14 protein-coding genes are annotated in these 19,183 nt (G+C 66.3%); 6 read left to right on the top strand and 8 right to left on the bottom strand.

The genetic code is table 11. From position 1 onward, the window contains the following. Positions 1-26 precede the first annotated feature (26 nt). Positions 27-1,322: a glycosyltransferase family 4 protein gene (locus BTH_RS18995; protein WP_009889304.1), complete on the top strand. Its 1,296-nt coding sequence runs from the start codon at positions 27-29 to the stop codon at positions 1,320-1,322. A gap of 1 nt (position 1,323) precedes the next feature. Here BTH_RS18995 and BTH_RS18990 read toward each other — a convergent pair whose 3' ends face one another. From BTH_RS18990 to BTH_RS18960, 7 genes are all read right to left on the bottom strand, one after another. Then, positions 1,324-2,442: a glycosyltransferase family 4 protein gene (locus BTH_RS18990; protein WP_009889303.1), complete on the bottom strand. Its 1,119-nt coding sequence runs from the start codon at positions 2,440-2,442 to the stop codon at positions 1,324-1,326. Next, complete coding sequence (locus tag BTH_RS18985; protein ID WP_009889301.1) at positions 2,439-3,332, bottom strand: NAD-dependent epimerase/dehydratase family protein; 894 nt, start codon at positions 3,330-3,332, stop codon at positions 2,439-2,441. Before BTH_RS18985 ends, BTH_RS18990 begins: the two co-directional genes overlap by 4 nt. Positions 3,333-3,335: 3 nt before the next feature. Further along, positions 3,336-4,373, bottom strand: a complete 1,038-nt coding sequence (gmd, locus tag BTH_RS18980) for a GDP-mannose 4,6-dehydratase (RefSeq protein ID WP_009889299.1) — start codon at positions 4,371-4,373, stop codon at positions 3,336-3,338. An 80-nt stretch (positions 4,374-4,453) separates the two neighbouring features. Continuing rightward, complete coding sequence (locus BTH_RS18975; RefSeq protein ID WP_223297034.1) at positions 4,454-6,103, bottom strand: glycosyltransferase family 4 protein; 1,650 nt, start codon at positions 6,101-6,103, stop codon at positions 4,454-4,456. Between the two features lie 110 nt (positions 6,104-6,213). Beyond that, on the bottom strand, positions 6,214-7,452 hold the full coding sequence (locus BTH_RS18970) for a glycosyltransferase family 1 protein (RefSeq protein WP_009889296.1): 1,239 nt from the start codon (positions 7,450-7,452) through the stop codon (positions 6,214-6,216). Continuing rightward, the gene (locus BTH_RS18965) at positions 7,449-9,710 is read right to left on the bottom strand and encodes an FkbM family methyltransferase (RefSeq protein ID WP_009889294.1); all 2,262 of its coding nucleotides are present in this window, start codon (positions 9,708-9,710) and stop codon (positions 7,449-7,451) included. Before BTH_RS18965 ends, BTH_RS18970 begins: the two co-directional genes overlap by 4 nt. Positions 9,711-9,973: 263 nt before the next feature. Continuing rightward, entirely contained in the window at positions 9,974-11,167 is a 1,194-nt protein-coding gene (locus tag BTH_RS18960) for a polysaccharide biosynthesis/export family protein (RefSeq protein WP_025369785.1), read from the bottom strand. A 195-nt stretch (positions 11,168-11,362) separates the two neighbouring features. Between BTH_RS18960 and BTH_RS18955 the strand changes: the two genes are divergently transcribed. The 5 genes from BTH_RS18955 to BTH_RS18935 all read left to right on the top strand — a co-directional run bounded on the left by BTH_RS18955 (position 11,363) and on the right by BTH_RS18935 (position 18,116). Continuing rightward, positions 11,363-12,514 (top strand): glycosyltransferase family 4 protein, encoded by a 1,152-nt coding sequence (locus BTH_RS18955; RefSeq protein WP_009889290.1) that lies wholly within the window; start codon positions 11,363-11,365, stop codon positions 12,512-12,514. Continuing rightward, the gene (locus tag BTH_RS18950) at positions 12,515-14,545 is read left to right on the top strand and encodes a capsular polysaccharide biosynthesis protein (RefSeq protein ID WP_009908794.1); all 2,031 of its coding nucleotides are present in this window, start codon (positions 12,515-12,517) and stop codon (positions 14,543-14,545) included. It begins immediately after the preceding gene. Positions 14,546-14,645: 100 nt separating this feature from the next. Further along, positions 14,646-16,076, top strand: coding sequence for a mannose-1-phosphate guanylyltransferase/mannose-6-phosphate isomerase (locus BTH_RS18945; protein WP_009889285.1), 1,431 nt, complete (start codon positions 14,646-14,648; stop codon positions 16,074-16,076). A gap of 266 nt (positions 16,077-16,342) precedes the next feature. Further along, entirely contained in the window at positions 16,343-17,179 is an 837-nt protein-coding gene (locus tag BTH_RS18940; RefSeq protein WP_009889283.1) for a class II glutamine amidotransferase, read from the top strand. A gap of 109 nt (positions 17,180-17,288) precedes the next feature. Further along, positions 17,289-18,116, top strand: coding sequence for a mechanosensitive ion channel family protein (locus BTH_RS18935; RefSeq protein ID WP_009889282.1), 828 nt, complete (start codon positions 17,289-17,291; stop codon positions 18,114-18,116). Positions 18,117-18,410: 294 nt separating this feature from the next. On the opposite strand, the gene BTH_RS18930 is transcribed toward BTH_RS18935, so the two are convergent. Continuing rightward, positions 18,411-19,091 carry a VTT domain-containing protein gene (locus BTH_RS18930; RefSeq protein ID WP_009889281.1) on the bottom strand — a complete coding sequence of 227 codons (681 nt, stop codon included), beginning with the start codon at positions 19,089-19,091 and terminating at the stop codon, positions 18,411-18,413. Positions 19,092-19,183: the final 92 nt, after the last annotated feature.

Below are 19,183 nucleotides of genomic sequence, written 5' to 3'. Positions count from 1 at the left end.
ACGCGCGCCGCGCCGGCGTCCGAAGCTTGAGCCGGACGCTGAAAGCCGCCGTCCTGCAATCCGCCGCGATCTGGGGCGCGCCGCGCCTCGCGCGCGCGGCGCGGCGCGCGGTGGGCGCATGCGGCCGCGAAGCGGCGTGCTCGCCCGATGCGCAGCGGCGGCAACTGCTCGTCGACGTGTCGATCATCGCCGCGCATGACGCGGGCACGGGTATTCAGCGCGTCGTCCGCTCGCTCCTCACGCAATTGCTGCGCTCGCCGCCCGATGGCTTCGACGTGCGCCCGATCCGCGCGACGCGCAAGACGCGCTATCGCTATGCGGACCGCTTTCTCGCGCCGAATGCGGGCGAGCCGCAGCGCACCGCGCCGCACGCGCCGGGCGAAATCGTGCGCGTTCGGAACGGCGACGTATTCTTGGGCCTCGACCTGACGAGCCGCATCGTAGCGCGACGGCAGCGCGACCTGCTCGCGTGGAAGCGGCAAGGCGTGCGCTGCGCGTTCATCGTCTACGATCTGCTGCCGCTCCAGCATCCGCACTGGTTCACGCCACGCGCGCGGCGTTCGTTCCGGCATTGGTTGTCGACGCTCGCCGTGCATGCGGACGAGCTCTGGTGCATCTCGCGCACCGTCGCACGGGAAACCGGCGAGTTGATGCGGCGCCGTTTCCGCTTGACGAGCGCGGACATCGCGATCCGCTCGTTCGACCTCGGCGCGGAAACGCTCGGTCAAGCTCACGCCGCGCCGGCATCGACGCCCGCGCAATCGGGGCCGTGCCGTGGCGCCGCGCGTCCGCTGCTGCTGATGGTCGGCACGATCGAGCCTCGCAAGGGACACGCGCAGGTGCTCGATGCGTTCGATGCGCTGTGGCGCGACGGCGCCGAGGTCACGCTCGTCGTCGTCGGCGCGCCCGGCTGGCACGTCGAGCCCATCGTGCAGCGCCTGCGGCGGCACGTGCAGAACGGCAAACAGCTGTTCTGGCTGCACGACGCGGACGACGTCCGCCTCGAAGCCCTGTACGCGCAGGCGGACGGGCTCGTGATGGCCTCCGAGGCCGAGGGCTTCGGGCTGCCGATCGTCGAGGCGGCGCGCCACGGCAAGCCGCTATTCCTGCGCGAGCTCGACGTGTTCAGGGAAGTCGCTGGAAACCATGCGACGTACTTCCGCGCAACGGACGGCGGCGCGCTCGCGCGTGAACTGTCGGCGTGGCTCGCGCGGCTAGCGGCCGGCACCGCGCCGACGAGCACCGGAATCGAGCCGATCACGTGGTCGGCGAGCGCCGATCAACTGAAAGCGCTCGTCGCGACGCTCGCCGAAGCCTCCTGATTCACGCGAAGCGGCGGCATACGTCGAGCGTTCGGCGCGCGCACTGCGCCCACGTCGTTTCGCTCGCGACCTCGAGCCCCCGCTCGATCGCCGCCGCCCGCCATGGTTCGTCGCACATCACATGCTCGATGCCGGCTCGCAACGCGTCGTGATCGCCCGGCTCGACGAGCCACGCGGCGCCGCCCGCGACCTCCGGCAGCGACGAGCAGTTCGATGTGAGCGTCGGCACGCCGCTCGCGAGCGCTTCGAGCACGGGCAGCCCGAATCCTTCGTAGCGCGACGGAAAAAAGAATGCGTGCGCGCCCGCGTACAACAGCGGCAACGCCGCTTCCGGCACGAAGCCGAGATAGCGCAGCCACCCTTGCCGTTCGCCGCGCGCAATGCCCTCGCGCAACGCATCGCTCAGCCAGCCCTCGCTGCCGGCGAGCACGAGCGGGTAGCGCGCGCGCAGCGCCGCCGGCAGCGCCGCATAGGCGGCGAGCAGCGCGTCGATCCGCTTGCGCGGTTCGAGCGTCGACACGCACAGCGTATAGGCGCCGGGCGCGAGACCATATTGCGCGAGCGGCCCGACGAGCGGCGCGCGCTCGCGGCGCCCGAATTCCGGCGCCACACCGAGGCGCACCGACGTGATCTGCGCGAGCGGCCAGCCGAAGCGGTCGGCCACCTCGCGACGAATCGCTTCGGAATCCGTGATGATGTGCGCGGCGCGCGCGAGCGTCGACGCGAAGCCGCGCTCGAAGTGGCGGATACGCTCGACCGGATGTGTTTCCGGATACTTCAAGACCGACAGGTCGTGCACGGTGACGACGCCGCCCTCGACCCAGTCCGGCAAGAAATAGTTGGGGGTATGAAACACGTGCCCACGAATCGCGCGCTGCTCGCGCCACTGGCGCAAGCCGGCCGACACGCGCGGCCACCAGCCTTTGCGGCGCGCGGCGCGCCCTCTCGGCGGCCCATCGAGCAAGAGTCGCGGATCGCCGACCCACTGGCCCGCGAAGAAATAGCGAATCGACTCGAGCCCGCTGTCCGGCATCGAATAGTGCTTCGCGAGCTCCCACGTATAGCGCCCGATTCCGGTCAGCGGCGGCACGATCGCGTCCACCGCGAGAATCAGCTTCAAGCGGTACGCTCCAGCATCCAGGCGAGCGTGTCGCGCAGCGGGATCGCCAGCGGCTCGCCGATCGCGTCACGCAGCTTCGCGCCGTTGCCGATCAGCTTGCGAACTTCGTTCGCGCGCACGAAATTCGGATTGACGCGAATTTCAGGCCGGTAGCCCGTCAGTTCCTCGGCCATCGCGAGCACGTCCTGCAGCGAATAACCGACGCCCGAGCACACATTGAACGTCTCGCCGGCGAACGCGCCGCCGATGAGCTTCTCATAGGCGGCGGCCACCGCGCGCACGTCCGAGAAATCGCGAATCACGTCGAGATTGCCGAGTTCGAGCACGGGCGCGCGCGAGCGAAAGTGCGACACGATCTTCGGCAGCAGGAAATTGGCCGCCTGACCGACGCCCGTGTAGTTGAACGGCCGCGCGACGACGATCGGCAACCGGTCGCACCAGAGCTTCGCGACGAACTCCATCGACAGCTTGCTGACCGCGTAATCGTTCGCGGGCGCGGGCGGCACCGACTCGTCGATCCATTCGCGATCGGTGTTGCCGTAAACGTTGGCGCTGCTCGCGAGCAGCACCGAGCGCGGCGCGTGAGACGACGACGCCAGCGCATCGAGCAGGTTCCGTGTACCGACGACGTTGGTTTGATAGATCGCGCTCGCGTCGTCGTGCGCGACGAATGCGATCGCGGCCAGATGCACGAGCGCATCGGGCCGTTCTCGCTCGAAGACTTCCGCGAGCTGGCCGCGATCGAGCAGATCCGCGACGTGCGCGCGCCATTCGAGCTCGACGCCCGTCCGATGGACGATGCCGCACACGTCGTGCCCGCTCTGCGTCAGCCGCCGGGCGAGATACCGCCCGGTGAAGCCGCCGATCCCGGTAATCAGAACTTTTGCCATAAATCAGAAGGAAAACCCTGTTTCATTGCGCCGGATGTCGGCCTCGACCATCATCTGGCACAACTGCTCCAGTGTCGTGGCCGGCGCCCACCCGAGCTCGTCGCGCGCCTTCTTCGGATCGCCGATCAGCAGATCCACTTCGGCCGGCCGATAGAACTTCGGATTGATCCTCACGATCGTCTTGCCCGAGCCCAGGTCGATCCCGACTTCGTTTTCTTCGCGGCCTTCCCATGCAAGCTTGAAGCCCGCCGCGCGCGCCGCCATGCCGACGAAGTCCCGCACCTTCTCGGTCCGGTTCGTCGCGAGCACGTAGGTATCGGGCTTGTCGGCCTGCAGCATCCGCCACATCCCTTCCACGTATTCCTTCGCGAAGCCCCAGTCGCGCTTCGCGTCGAGATTGCCTAGCTCGAGCACGTCGAGCTTGCCGAGGCGGATCTTCGCCATGCTGTCGGTGATCTTGCGCGTGACGAATTCGCGGCCGCGCAGCGGCGATTCGTGATTGAACAGAATCCCGCTGCAGCCGAAGATGTTGTAGCTTTCGCGATAGTTGACCGTGATCCAGTGCGCATAGAGCTTCGCGACGCCGTATGGGCTGCGCGGATAGAACGGCGTCGTCTCCGTCTGCGGAATCGCCTGCACCTTGCCGAACATCTCCGACGTGCTCGCCTGATAGAAGCGGATCGCCGGATTCACGATCCGGATCGCCTCGAGCAGGTTCAGCGGGCCGATGCCGGTGATCTCCGCGGTGGTGACGGGCTGGTCGAACGATACGCCGACGAAGCTTTGCGCGGCAAGATTGTAAACTTCCGTCGCGCCCGTCGTCCGCAGCAGGCGGATGCTCGCGCTCAGGTCGGTCAGATCGTATTCGACGAGATGGAGATTCGGATGAGCGCCGATGCCGAGCTCCTCGATGCGCCAGAAGTTGACCGAGCTGGTGCGGCGATAGGTGCCGTGAACCACATAGCCCTTGTCGAGCAGGAGTTGAGCGAGATAAGCCCCGTCTTGGCCCGTGATGCCGGTGATAATTGCAATGACGCTCATTGTTGACTCACTAGATTGGTGTCCATCATGCCCGGCGCGGCCGGACGAAGCACTCGCCGGGCCGACGCGCTCGATACCTTCTACCGCTTCGTTATTTCCATTCTCGTCAGTTGCATCTGCGTACCGTGATCGATGCAGCGCACCTCGAAGTCGTCCAGGTGCTGTTTCACGTCGATGTCGAACTCGACGACCAGCGATTCGGCATCGCTGCGCGCGCGCGGCACGCGCACGTCGCCGCGCCAGAGGCATTGCCTTCCTTCGTTCGCGACGAAGTCGAACGACAGGTTCGCGTCCTTCTCCTCGTCCGGCGTGCCGAATATCTTCACCGTATAGTCGCCGGCCGTCATCGCGCGGTGCGGGCCGAACATCAGGAATCCGTCGTTGCCCGTGCCCTTCAGGCCCGAGCCTGCATGCACGCCGATCTGCGTGCTGCAGTCGTAGCCCGGATAGATGACGGTGCGCGCGTCCGCGCCCGCCGCCGCGATGCCGTCGATCACCTGCTTCACGACCTCGGCCGTGCCCGTCCACGTGCGCACGCGATACCCCTTCTTCACGCGCTGCTCGACCTCGTGAATCTTTGCGGGCGTCGAACACCATTCGAGAATCGCGTCGGCCCACGCCTGCACATCCCACGCGGGCAGATAGCGGACGAGATCGCCGCCCACTTCGGGCAGCGAGCCCTGATCGGAGCTCAGCACCGCCTTGCCCATCGCGAGCGCCTCGCCGACGGGCAGCCCCCAGCCCTCGTACAGCGACGGGTAGGCGCAGAAGAACGCGTGCTTGTACAGTTGCATCAACTCGTGATCGGTCACGTGATTGAGCTGCACGATCAGATCGCGCGTCAGCGGATCGAGCTCGATGTCCTTCAGCAGATCGCCGACGCCCCAGCCCGGCATCCCGACGAACACGAGCTTCGGCAGCTTGCGGCCGTGGCCTTCCCGGCACAGCCGGTGATACGCGCGGTAGAGGATCTCGTGATTCTTGCGGCGCTCGATCGTCGACACGAACAGGATGAACGGCGTTCTCAGCACCTCCTGCACTTGCGGCCCGACGTCGCCGTCGCCCGTCGGCACGTTGTCGCCGAGCGGAATCACGTGCGACGGGCGGATCGGCGAGCCGATCCGGTTGCAGAGATCGAGGTAGTCCTTCTTCGTCTGCTCGGAGATGCACAGCACCGCGGTCGAGCCCCACGCGAGAAAGTTGAAGTACTCCTTGAAGCGGCTCGACACGTCGCCTACGCAGTATTGTGGAAACAGCACAGGAATCAGGTCATAGCAGCACGTGATCACATGGATGCCCTTCTTCTTGCGCAAGTTGTAGAACTCGGACGAATACGACTGATCCCAGTCGAGACCGATCGATACGAGGATGTCTCCCGCCGCGGGCGTGAGCCGGTACTGCTGGTCGCCGACCGGCACGTCGAGCCGGACGTTCTGCGCGCCGTCCCGCGCCGGCGACCGCTTGCCGAACAGGTCGAGCGCGCGATACAGGAAGCGGCGCGACAAATCGAACGATTCGGTGCGCGGCAGCATCATGTCGACGGCGTCGTCGATCTCGGCCGTACGCCCGATGGCAGGCTCCGTCCACTCGATGAATTGCCCCTCACGCCACACGCACTTCCTGAAGCGATGCTTGCCGTACATCGCTTCGAGCTCCTTGCACAGCGCCTGCTCGACGCGAACGATGCCGACGGGCGGACGATTCCAGTTCGCACTGGTCGTGACATTCATCCAAATCAGTGGGGCATTCTTTTGCGACATGCGTGATCCTTGGGTTCACTACCGGATGCCGCCGCCCGCGAACCGGCGGCGTCGTGGCGAATCGGCACGGTCTGCGTGCTTCAGCTCTGGCTTTGCAATTCGCGCTGCGGCTTCGGCGCGGACGACGCGCGCGGCGCGAGGCCCGCGACGTAGTCGACGAGCCCGCGCAGCGTCTCGTCCCACAGCACCGATGCGCGCGCGGCACGCTCGTCGTGCGTGAGCCGCAACGGCGGCGCGGCCATCGATTCGCGCAGCGCGGCGACGAAGCCGCGGCTGTCGTCGGCGATCGATACGCCGCGCGCGTTCGCGAATGCATCGAAGCCGCGCATCGCAACCGACGTCGCCACGATGTTCTTGCCGGCCCACAGCGCCTCGGCCGTCTTCAGATTGGTGCCGCCGCCATGCGTGATCGGCAGGATGATCGTGTGCGCGATCGAAAGCAGGCCCTGCAGGCACTCCTCGGATACGACGCCCGCGGAGATCGTCGCGCGCGCGAGGCCCGCCGTGCGATGAAAGCGCGGATCCGCGACGATCGAGGGGCCGACGCCGCCGACGAGCACGAGCGACTCGTCCGGCGCGATGCAGCCGACACCCGAGCCGAACATCTCGAAGAAGCCGGTGATGTTGGGCGGATGCGCGGAGCCGCACAGCAACGCGACCTTGCGATGCTGCGCGATCCGGTTCGCCTGCGCGAGACCCTCGGCCGTCGTCGTGCGGCGCGCGACGCCGTTCTGCGCGAGGACGCACTTCGCCGACGTGCGAGTCTGCATCCACGCGAGGTCCTCCCGCGACACGCCGCACACGCCGTGCGCTTCGCGCAGCGCCTTCAGTTCGGTCTCGAGGATCAGCTCACGCGCCTTCGCCGCGGCGTCGAGGTTCAGATATTGCGCGACGATGTCGTGGCGAAGCTGGCTCTCGATGTTCTCCGAGCTGTAGAGGAGCACGGTCTTGCTCAACTTTCTTTCGGACACGAAACGTTTCGCGAAATCGAAAAGCCACGGGTTCTCGATCAGGATCAGATCCGGGTCCGGTTCGATCAGGCTCGCGAGCGAGTCGTACGCGCCGCGGTCGTCCGCGAACAGGCGGCCGATCGCCCAGTCCTCCATCAGCAGCGGATTGTCGATGTACTCGCGCATCGGCTCATGTCCGGGATACGGGCAGAAACCTTCTTCCGGCGCGTACTGGTCGCTGCCGAGCACGCCGGCCGTCTGCACCCGGTGCCCCGCGTCGCGCAGCACCCGCACGATGTTCGCCACTCGATGCTGGCCGCCGTGCGCAGGCGTTCCGATGGGATACGTGCTGAGCGTCAGGATCTTCATTTGCCGCTCCCCGTTCCTTGCGATTTGATCGACGATTCCACGTAGCCCTGATAGTGCTGCTGCATCTCCTCTCCCATCCGGATCAAGTGATTTTCGAGCGCGCGGAGATCCTTCAGGTGACGATTCACGCTGAAAAAGAAACACGTGCCCTGAATCAGGCCGCCGATCACGGGAATGCCGAACAGCTTGTTCACGAAGACCGCGCCCTTCAGATGCGCGATCTTCGCGCCGCGCTTGCGGGCCTCTTTCGATTTCTGGATGTCCGACAGGATCTGAATCTTGCTCACGCCCGCCCTGACGCGGCTCAGATAGTGCCGCTCGCCGTATTCGTCCGGTTCGCGGTTCAACAGCGCGAGATACGCGGCACGCACGAAATTCCTGTCGTGCAGCGAAAGAAAATCGTCGAGGTTGTACTTCCCGTCTTCCCGAACGACGAATTCCGGCTGGAAATTTATTTTCAACATTTTCATGCGATCCACACGATGTTTCGCCGAAGCCGCGTCGCACTTCGCTTCGATCGGCGCCGCGAGATAGCGCACGTCGAGCTTCGGGCCGCGGCCCACGAAGGAAAACGCTCTCGCAAACCAGCCTCGCGCCCGCTCCGCACGCCCGAGGCGATATCCTTCCCACAGGTATTCCGCGTTCCGCTCGGCGAGCGCGTGAGCGTGACGCGCATGGGCATCGGCTTCGGCCTCGTACTTCGATCTCAGCTCGTCGTATTCGCCGTTGCGCCGGTCGAGCCGCGACTGCAAGAACGATAAATCGCTTGCCGCCTGCTGCTCGCGACGAATCCGCTGCCCTTCGGATTCTCGCAGCAAATTCTCGTATCGCTGGGCCAATGTTGTTTTTTCCTGCTCCAGATCGCGTACGAAGACTTCGTGCCGCATCTCGAGCGCCGCGCGCGCCGCCTGCAAACGCTCGACGGCCGCGCGCTGCGTCTCGCGTTCATCCAGGTGCGCACGGCGCAGCTCCGCGAGCGTCAGCGCATGAACCGCCGCGAGCCGCGAACGCTCCGCCTCCGCTTCCTTACGAAGCGACAGCGCTTGCCGCGCAAGCTTGTCCTCGGTTTGCGCATCGCGCTGCCGCAGCGCTTCCGAATGCAAGCGAATCTCGCTCTGCGCACTCTGCATCGCATCGGCGAGACGGCGCTCGTGCTCGACGCGCGCCGCCTGCCATTCGCGCTCTCGCCGCGCATGCTCGCTTGCCTGCGCAGCGAGTGCAGCGTCGGCCTTCGCGGACGCTTCGAGCAGTTGCCGCCGCGCATCCTGCTCGCGCAGCACCGCACTCTTGAGCGTATCCTCCAATTTTGTCCGGAGTAAGGCATGCTCGTACGATCGCTCCCGGTCGCGAGCCGCCCATTGCTGCTCCTGCTGACGGAATGCCTGCTCGGCCGCCACCGCCTTTTCCAGCGTCACGCGCGCCTGCTCTGCGCTGCGCGCGCTCGCCGATTCGAGTTCGTCGTTCAGCGCGAGAATGCGCGCCCGGCTATCCTCGTCGAGCCGCCGCAATTCGGCCTGGGCCGCATCGAGCGCCGCCCGATCGCGCTCGACGATTTGGCGATGAAATGGCGCATTCGATTCGCCGCTCAGCGCGAAATCGTCGAATACGTTCGGCGGCGCATGAAACGCCTGCTTGAGCTCGCCGTGCCGCTCCGAAACGTAATATCTGTTTAAGCCGTCAAAATAGACCGCGCAATACCCAAGCCCGACGAGCGTCGATTCCCATTCGTCATGGCGCTCGATCTGCGTCATCGGCCATGTGCTTTCGACGACGACGATCCACGGGCGCTCGCTCGCGCCGTTCCAGCTCTCGAGCACCTGCCGCTCGAATCCTTCGACGTCGATCTTCAGCCAATGAATGTCGCGGCCCGCGCCCAATTCGAAGATCGATTCGAGCGTCGTGCACGGCACGACGATTTCGCGCGACTCGAAGCCGCGCTCGCGATGCTGGGCGGCAATGTCCGGGGCTGCGGTCGAAATGCCGGTCCCCGGAATTTCGTAAAACCGTAAAACGTCGTTCTGATTCGCGACGGCCGCCTGAATCACGGTCTCGTCCGGCCGGTGCTGCCGCAGCGCTTCGGCGTAGCGCGGCACGGGCTCGACGTGAATACCGCGCCAGCCGCGCTCGTAGAAAAGGAGGCTGACGGAATCGACGCGCGGGTCCTGCGCGCCGATATCGATGTAGAAGCCGTGCTCGACATGCGCGAGCGCGCGCCACAACATCACGTCTTCGAAATTTTGTGCGTAAGAAGTAATCATCGGACCATGAACTCGAAGCGTGCTGCTCTCTGCTCTGGATAGATGCTGATCATGACGTGCAGGCTCGCTTGCCGCCCGGCCCCGACGGCCGCGCATTGCGACGAACGCCCCGAGGCCTCGCGCATTCGGACCGCCGTACGTCCTCCGTCCAACGCGTTGCCATATCGTCGCCGCCCGCTGCTGATGCCAAACGGGCCGTTCGCATCGCGCGCGCCGCAAACGGCGTCGGCACCTACGGCCGCCGCGTCGCGCGCGTTACATACTTACTTGAAGGTCTGGACGCCCGTCACGACAGGATACGCGACCGAGAACACGAGATTCAGGAACTTCTGCAACTCGGCGATCGGTGCGTTCGATACGTAAAGCAGGTCCTTGTTGTCCATCATGAAACTTTGGGCGACAAAAAAAGAACTCGGATCGCGCAGGTTCACCCGGTAGACGACGGGCACCTTGCCGTCGGCCGTCGTGCGCACCGGCGTGTTCGGCCACTTGAGCGCGTTCGCGTCCTCGAGCCGGAAGATGAAGACCCCGGTTGCATCGGAGCGCGCATCCTGCAGGCCGCCCGCCCGCGCGAGCGCCTGCGCGAGCGTGATGCCCTGCGCCTCGAAATTGATTTCCTCGTTCTTGCCGGTCGCGCCGAGCGCCGTGAAGCTGTACGGCTGGAACAGCGCCGTCACGACGTCCCCGGCGCGCAGCGGCACGTTCTGCCGCGGATCGCGAATCACCGACTCGAGCGGCAGCGACGCGACGACGTTGCCGCGCGTCACCTGAATCGTGATCTTGTCGACGGGCTGGCGCACGCCGCCCGCCGCCGCGAGCGCATCGAGCAGCCGCTCACCGCGCGCGGACAACGGCATGCGGTCGCTCTTCGCGACGTCGCCGACGATCGTCACGTAGGAGGTTGCATTGCGCGACAACTTCACGAGCACCTGCGGATCATGCGCGATGTTCTTCAGCCGCGCCGCGATGATGCGCTGCAGTTCGGCCGGCGTATGGCCCACGGCCTTGATCTGCCCGGCGAACGGGACGTTGATCGTACCGTCGCCGTCGATCACCTGATCGGGCAGCACTGTCACCTTCGCGTTGGTTGCACCCGCCTTGGCGTCGCTCGTCTGCGCGACGCCGAACAGCGTCGCGGGCGGCGCCTCCCAGATCGATACCTCGATGGTGTCGCCAACGCCGAGTTGCTGCTGGAAGCGCGCATCGTTGCCGAGCAATGAGGAAAAATCGCCGTGGCGACGCTCGGTGTAAAGCTGACGCGCAACGCCGTCGGTCACGTCGACAACCTGAATGGCGGGAAGATTCGCCCGGACCTGGGCTTCGTCCTGCGAGTGGCTCGGCGCCCGATCGATCTGAAATCGGCTGGGGCCCGAGCTGGCGATGCTCGAACAGCCTACGAGCAAGGCTGCGCTGACTGCAAGCGCGACATAGGAAGCACTGCAAGACAAACGTGACATGTATCGTTGAGCCCCAGATGTAGGCGAAGGCGAAAATTGTCGCACTTTTGGAGATGCAATAGAATATTTCAGCATCAACTGTCTCCTATTGCAAACGCACTCCGGAAAAAGGCCAGCCGCGCGCGAATAGTTGTCCGATTGCACGCGTAAAGATCATCCAAGCGATTCGTATTCTCATCGAAAGATTGCATCCCTGTGACACATATTTACCTGGACGTCACACGCCTGATAAGCCGGTGCTACAAGGGGCTGCTTCCGACGGGGGTCGATCGCGTCGGCCTCGCGTACGTCGAGCGGTACGGCGCCCGCGCGCGCGGCATGCTGAGCGAATACGGCTTCTCCGCCGTGCTAAGCGAAGCCGATTCGCAGCGAGCGTTTGCAATGCTGCTCGCGCAGCGCCCGGACCGGCGCTACATCGCGCGCCTGCTCGCCCGCACGTGGACCGTCGACCGGCTGCGGCCCGCGCCCGCCGGCTCGACGCTACTGCACACGAGCCACACCGGAATGGAATACCCGCGCTATTACCAGGCGATGCGGCGAAGAGGCGGCCGCGCGGTATTCATGGTCCACGACCTGATTCCGTTGACGCACGCGGAGTACAGCCGCCCGGGCGTCGACTGCGTGCACCGCAGGCGAATCCACACTGCCCTTCGTCACGCCGACGGCCTCATCGCGAATTCGCAGGCGACGCTCGACTCGCTCGCGCAGGAGGCGAAACACGCGGCGCTCGCGCTGCCGCCCGCCATCGTCGCGCCGCTCGCGGGCGGCACCGAGCCGCAACCCGCGCGGGCCGCGCCGCTCGCGTCGCCGTACTTCGTGATGCTCGGCACGATCGAGCCGCGCAAGAATCACTGGTTCATGCTGCATGTGTGGCGCAGGCTCGTCGAACGCCTCGGCGACGCCGCGCCGAAACTCGTCGTGATCGGCCGGCGCGGCTGGGAATGCGAAAACGTGATCGACATGCTCGAGCGTTGCGCAAGCCTGCGCGGCGCGGTGATCGAGCAATCCGATTGTTCGGATGACAAACTACATGCATGGCTGCAGCACGCGCGCGCGCTGCTCTTCCCGTCGTTCGTGGAAGGCTACGGCATGCCGCTCGTCGAAGCGCTCGCGTCGAACGTGCCCGTGCTCGCGAGCGAGCTTCACGTGTTTCGCGAAATCGCGGCCAACGTTCCCGATTATCTTGATCCGCTCGACGGTCCCGGGTGGCTCGCCCGCATCGAAGCGTACGCGCGCGCGGACAGCCCCGAGCGGCGCGCGCAGCTCGATCGCATCGCCGGCTTTCGCGCGCCGACCTGGGCGACGCATTTCGATATCGTCGACCGCTTCATCGCATCGCTGGGTTAGATGGCCGCGCCCACCGCCCCCCGATTCGACTTGCGCGGCATTACGCGCGGCTCACGGCTCGCGAGCTGGCTCGCGCGCCGATCGAATTGCCTGTGGCTCGATCACTGGAGCGGGCGTGCCGCGCTGCGCGTCGCGCGCATCGCCGGCATCCGTGCGCGCGCCGCGTGGCCCGGACCGATCGCGGCGCCCGACGCGCGCGGCGCGCCGCTGCGCTCGTGGTTCAGCGTACCGGCCGACGCGAGCGGCCCTCGGGCGCTCGCCGACGCGATCGCCGATGCGCTTGCCGCACATCCGTGCGCCGGCAGCAACCCCGAAATCGCCGCACTGATGCAACGCGTATTGCGCGCCGACGCATTGCATTTGCGCGGACGCGCAGCACGCGCGCCCGTCGCGATCGACATCGCCACGCGCCGCACGCGCGTGCTGCTGATCGACGAGCGACGCACGACATCGGCGAACGTTCATGCGTCCGCGCACGGGCGTTCGAACGATTTCGAAGCGATGATGCAGGCGGCGCGCGCCGCGCATCCGGATGCGGCATTCTGGATGATCCGAAGCGGCGACGTCGCGACGGGCCGCTGGCTATCCGCGGCTTCGAACGCGCTGCCGCACGGCGTGCAACTCGTCGCGCCGCCGTATTCGCTCGCCGACTTGCTGCGGCACATCGATCACGTCTACGTCGTCGACGCGTCCGAGGGCATGAGCGCGCTCCTCGCCGGCGTTCGCACGCATGTATTCGGGACACCGTACTATGCGGGCTGGGGCCTCACCGACGATCGCCGCGCGCTGCCCGGTCGTGGCGCGCGCCCGACGCTCGGCGCGCTGTTCGAAGTCGTGTTCGTGCGCATCGCACACTACCTCGATCCCGCGACGCACGCGCCGGGCAGCCTGTCCGCCGTGCTCGACGGCATCGAGCTCCAGCATGCTGTCGCGCAGCGGTTCAAGGATCTCGAGCGAATCGTCGGCGTGCGTTTCCAGCGCTGGAAACGGCCGTTCGCGACGCCGTTCCTCGCCGCAGGCGGGGGCAGACTGCGCTGGACGCGTGCGCCCGCGGCCGTGCGCGCGAACGAATGCGCGGCGTTCTGGGGAGCGCGCAGCGCGCAAGGGCTCGCTCCCGGCGTCGCGCACGTGCGCATCGAGGACGGCTTCATCCATTCGCTCGGACTCGGCTCCGACATGAACGCGCCGTATAGCCAGGCGATCGACCGGCGCGGACTTTATTTCGACGCGAGCCGGCCGAGCGATCTGACGACCCTTTTCAACGAAGCCGATTTCACCGACGCCGAGCTCGCGCGCGCGGCCGCGCTCCGCGAACGCATCGTGCGCCACGGCATCACGAAGTACAACCTCGGGCGCCGCGCGCCGGCGTGGACGCGGCCTGCGGGACGGCCGGTCGCGCTCGTGCCCGGGCAAGTCGCCGACGACGCGTCGATCCGCCTCGGCACGCGCGCGCTCGCCACGGCCGACGCGCTGCTGCGCGAAGTCCGCGCGCGCCGCCCCGATGCGTTCATCGTCTACAAGCCGCATCCGGACGTGCTATCGGGCAATCGCGACGGCCTCGTCGACGCGCGGCGGCTCGCCGACGTCGTCGATGCCGAGTCCGATCTGCTGTCGCTGATCGAGGCGGCCGACGAAGTGCATACGCTCTCGTCGCTGGCGGGCTTCGATGCATTGTTGCGCGGCAAGACCGTCTACACATACGGATTGCCGTTCTATGCGGGATGGGGCCTGACGCGCGACGCGCTCGCGCCGCTGCCGTGGCGCGAGCGCGCGCTGACGCTCGACATGCTGACCGCCGGCGCGCTGCTGCGCTACCCGTTGTACTGGGATTGGCGGCTGCGCATGTTCACGACGCCGGAGGCCGTCGTCGAGCAGCTCGCGACGCCGGCCGCGCGGCCGCTCGGGCGGGTGCGCGGCAATCGCGCGCGGCCGTTCCTGAAGGCTGTTCGTTGGACGCGTAATGTACTATCGCATGCCGGATGGCGAATCGCGCAGCGGATCGCGCCTCGAAGAGATCGCCCGGACAGTTGAAAATCGGCCGGCACACAGCAACGAATCGGTGCATCGACGAAATCGAAATCCATCGGCTCGGCGCAACGAGCGAGCCTAGCTTTCCAATCTGAGGTCCTTCATGAACATCCATCCGGTGATCCTGTGCGGCGGCAGCGGCACACGCCTGTGGCCGATGTCGCGCGGCGGCTATCCGAAGCAGTACCTGAAGCTCGCGGGCAACACCACGCTCGTCCAGCAGACCGCGCTGCGCGTGCGCGATGTCGAGGGCGTCGGCGCGCCGATCGTCGTCACGAACAACGAGCAGCGCTTCCTCGTCGCCGAACAGTTGCGCCAGGTCGGCATCACGCCTTCGTCGATCGTGCTCGAGCCGATGGGCCGCAACACCGCGCCCGCGATCGCGATTGCCGCCCTCCTCGCGCTGCGCGAGTCGCCCGACGCGCTTCTGCTCGTGCTGCCGTCCGATCACGTGATCGATAACGAAACCGCATTCGTCGACGTCGTGAAGACGGCGGCGAGCGTCGCGTCCGACGCGCATCTCGTCACGTTCGGCGTCACGCCCACGCAAGCGCATACGGGCTACGGCTACATTCGCCGCGGCGAAGCGTTCGCGGGCGACACGCGCGTCTATCGCGTCGACGCATTCGTCGAGAAGCCGGATGCGCCGGCGGCCGAGCGCTTCATCGCGGACGGCGGCTATTACTGGAACAGCGGGATGTTCATGCTGAAGGCATCGACGTATCTCGACGAGTTGCGCCGCCACGCGCCCGACATCGCGAACCAGGCCGAGCTCGCGCTCGGCGCGGCAAAGCGCGACCACGATTTCCTGCGGCTCGACCCCGAAGCATTCGGCGCGAGCCCGAACGTGTCGATCGACTACGCGGTGATGGAGAAGACGGAGCGCGCAGCCGTCGTGGCCGCCGCGAACCTCGGCTGGAACGACATCGGCTCGTGGAGCGCGCTCGCCGACATCGCGGCCACCGACGCGCAGCGCAACGCGCTGATCGGCGACGTGTACACGGACGCGGTCGAGAACTCGTACATCCGCGCCGAGCACCGGATGGTCGCCGCGCTCGGCCTCGACAACATCGTGATCGTCGAGACCGCGGACGCCGTGCTCGTCGCGCATCGCGACCGCGCGCAAGACGTGAAGAAGGTCGTCGAATGGCTGAATGCCTCGGGCCGCCGCGAATCCGTCACGCATCGCCGCGTGATCCGGCCGTGGGGCGCGTACGAAGGCATCGACCAGGGCGAGCGCTTCCAGGTAAAGCGCATCGTCGTCAATCCGGGCGCGCAGTTGAGCCTGCAGATGCACCATCATCGCGCCGAGCACTGGATCGTCGTGAAGGGCACCGCGCTCGTCACGAACGACGGCAAGGAGATCATCCTGACCGAAAATCAGTCGACCTACATTCCGCTCGGCACGACGCACCGGCTGAAGAATCCCGGCAAGATCCCGCTCGAGCTGATCGAAGTCCAGTCCGGCTCGTATCTCGGCGAAGACGACATCGTCCGCTTCGAGGACACGTACGGACGCACGTCCGCGACCTGACGCGACCTGGCGCGATGAGCCGCGCGCGGCGCTTCGCGCGAGCGCCGGCAAGTGGCGACGGATCGCAATGAAAGCGCCATATGACGCCGATCCGCATGCGCACGCATGCGGATCGTTCCGTTTTGCTCGCGGCGTCCGGCAATCTCCCGCCGCCCGCGCGGCGCGCGCCGCAAAAATCGGCTAGGCTTCGCACAGCGCAATCTGCACGGCCGATCCCGCGATCATGGCGACGGGTCCGCCGCGCGCATTCGACGGAGGTGCTCACGATGTGCCGCTGGCTCGCCTACACCGGCAATCCGATTCCACTCGAAACCGTGCTGTTTCGCGCGAAGCATTCGCTGATCGACCAGAGCCTGCATTCGCGGATGGGCGCGACGACGACCAACGGTGACGGCTTCGGCATCGGCTGGTACGGAGAACCCGACGAAATCCCGTTCATCTATCGCTGCGTGAGTCCCGCCTGGAACGACCGCAACCTGCGCGAAGCCGCGCGCGCGATCCGCTCACCGCTGTTCGTCGCGCACGTTCGCTCGGCCACCGACACGCCCGTGCAGGAAACCAACTGCCATCCGTTTCGCCGCGGCCGCTGGCTGTTCGCTCACAACGGCCTGATCCGCCGCTATCACACGCTGCGGCGCGACCTGATGATGCGCATCGATCCCGCGCTCTTCGCGTCGATCGAAGGATCGACGGACTCCGAAGTGATGTTTCATCTCGCGCTTACGTTCGGGCTCGAGCACGATCCGCTGACCGCGCTCGAGCGAATGGCGGGCGCGATTGAAGACGCGGGCGCGCAGCATCGCGTCGACGCGCCGCTCAACATGACGGTCTGCGCGACGGACGGCGAGCAAATCGTCGCGGTCCGCTACTCGAGCGAGCACGACTCGCGCTCGCTCTTTCACAGCACGTCGTTTCGCCATCTGCACGAGCTCTATCCGCACGACCCGCGCATCCGCGCGATCGGCGACGATGCGTTCCTCGTGTTGTCCGAGCCGCTCGTCGACTTGCACGACGCGTGGGAAAAGATCCCCGAAAGCACCGCGATCATTGCGCGCCGCGGCGACATCCGGCAGCTTCCCTTCAAGCCGCGTCGCTCGACATAGCCCGCCGCGCATGCGGCGAAGGTTGCTCCATCGCCGCGAGTCGGTTATAAAAGGCCCCTTTCGCGTGGCTTCACGGCCGCCTCCGTTCAATTCATTTGGAGACCTCAACGTGGATCTCGCCTCCGTGCAAACCTTCATCGTCACTCGCGGCATCGACTTCGGCCTGCAGGTCATCGCGTCGATCGCGCTCTGGATCATCGGACGCTGGGCAATCCGGGTCGTCACGAACCTGATGGGCAAGATCATCCGCAGGAGCGGAAAAGTCGACTCCACGCTGTCGCACTATCTGGAATCCGTCGTGAGCGTGCTGCTCACGGTGCTGCTGATCCTTGCGATCCTGCAGGTGTTCGGTGTGCAGACGACTTCGTTCGCCGCGCTGCTCGCGGGCCTCGGCCTCGCGGTCGGCACCGCTTGGGGCGGCCTGCTCGCGCACTTCGCGGCCGGCGTGTTCATGCAGGTGCTGCGCCCGTTCAAGGTCGGCGACGTGATCTCGGCGGGCGGCGTGACGGGCACCGTCAAGGAGCTCGGCCTCTTCGGCACGACGATCATCACGGCCGACAACGTCGTCACGCTCGTCGGCAACAACAAGATCTTCTCCGACAACATCGCGAACTACAGCGCGACGCCGACGCGCCGCGTCGATCTGACGGCGAAGATCGCACACGGCGTCGACGCGGCCGACGCGATCCAGCGGCTGACGGCGGCGCTCGAGCTGATTCCGAACGTCGTCAAGCATCCTGCGCCCGACGTCGGCGTGCTGTCGTTCACGCCGGAAGGCCCGCTGCTGTTCGTGCGTCCGTCCACGCAGCCCGCCAACTACTGGCAAGTGTATTGCGACACCAATCGCGCGATTCTCGACACGTTCCGCGAAGCCGGCTATCCGACGCCGGAAACGCCGATCGCGCATCGAACGGCCGCCGACGTCGCGAAGCACTGACGCCGCGACGCGGCGATGCCGCGCGGGCGCCGCGCCGCGATGACGCGTGCGCGCCGGCCCGCTCGTTTCATGCGGATGCGCCCGCCTCGTCCAGGCGGGCGCATCCGCTTTTGGCGCACGTTTCGAGTCGCATCGGTCGCGCGACGGCAAGCCGGCCACGCTTCGCGTCGGCACGAGCCGTGCGCCGCGCGAAAAAAAACGGCGTGGCTTGCCGCCACGCCGTTGCGATCCTTCACGCGATGCCGCGCGCGCCGCGACACCGCTCGCCGCTCGCACGCGGGCGGCGCACGCAGGTCAGCGGTTCGCCTGCGTCTTCTGCGCGCCCGGCTTGCGGCGCAGCAACTTCCACAGCGCGCCGATCGCGACGGGAATCACCGCCGCGCCGATCCCGACGAGCACGATCACGTTCAGGTAATGACGAATGAACGGGATGTTGCCGAAGAAGTAGCCGAGGAGGACGAGAAGCAGCACCCAGATCAGCGCGCCGATCACGTTGAACAGCTGAAAGCGCGCGAAGCGCATCGCCGACGCGCCCGCGACGAACGGCGCGAACGTGCGCACGACCGGGATGAAGCGCGCGAGCACGAGCGTCTTGCCGCCGTGCCGCTCGTAGAAATTGTGGGTCTTCAGCAGCGCGGCGCGATCGAGAAAGCGTTCCAGCCCCGGAATGTGCGTATTGAAGACCTTCGGCCCGATCGCACGGCCGATCAGATAGTTGACCGTATTGCCGCCCACCGCCGCGACGAGCAGCAGCACGATGAGGCCCGCGAGCGTCATTTCGCCCGTCGCCGCGAACGCGCCCGCGATGAAGAGCAGCGAATCGCCCGGCAGGAACGGGAAGATCACGAGCCCCGTTTCGCAGAAAACGATCAGGAACAGCACCAGATAGACCCAGGCGCCGTACTGCCGGATGAAATCGCCGAGAAATGCATCGATGTGCACGACGAGACTGACGAAATGAAGCAGCGTTTCCAAATGCGTTTCCTTGGTGTCGGTGACGAAGTGAGCGCGCGCCGGCCTCAAAGGGGCCGGAAGCAAAAAAAGCAACGCTGTCATGATACCGAAAG

Origin of the sequence: Burkholderia thailandensis E264 (genome assembly GCF_000012365.1) — a bacterium.
Taxonomy (GTDB): Bacteria; Pseudomonadota; Gammaproteobacteria; order Burkholderiales; family Burkholderiaceae; genus Burkholderia; species Burkholderia thailandensis.
The sequence above is the reverse complement of the archived record's forward strand: the minus strand, read 5'-3'. Positions and strand labels throughout refer to the sequence as shown.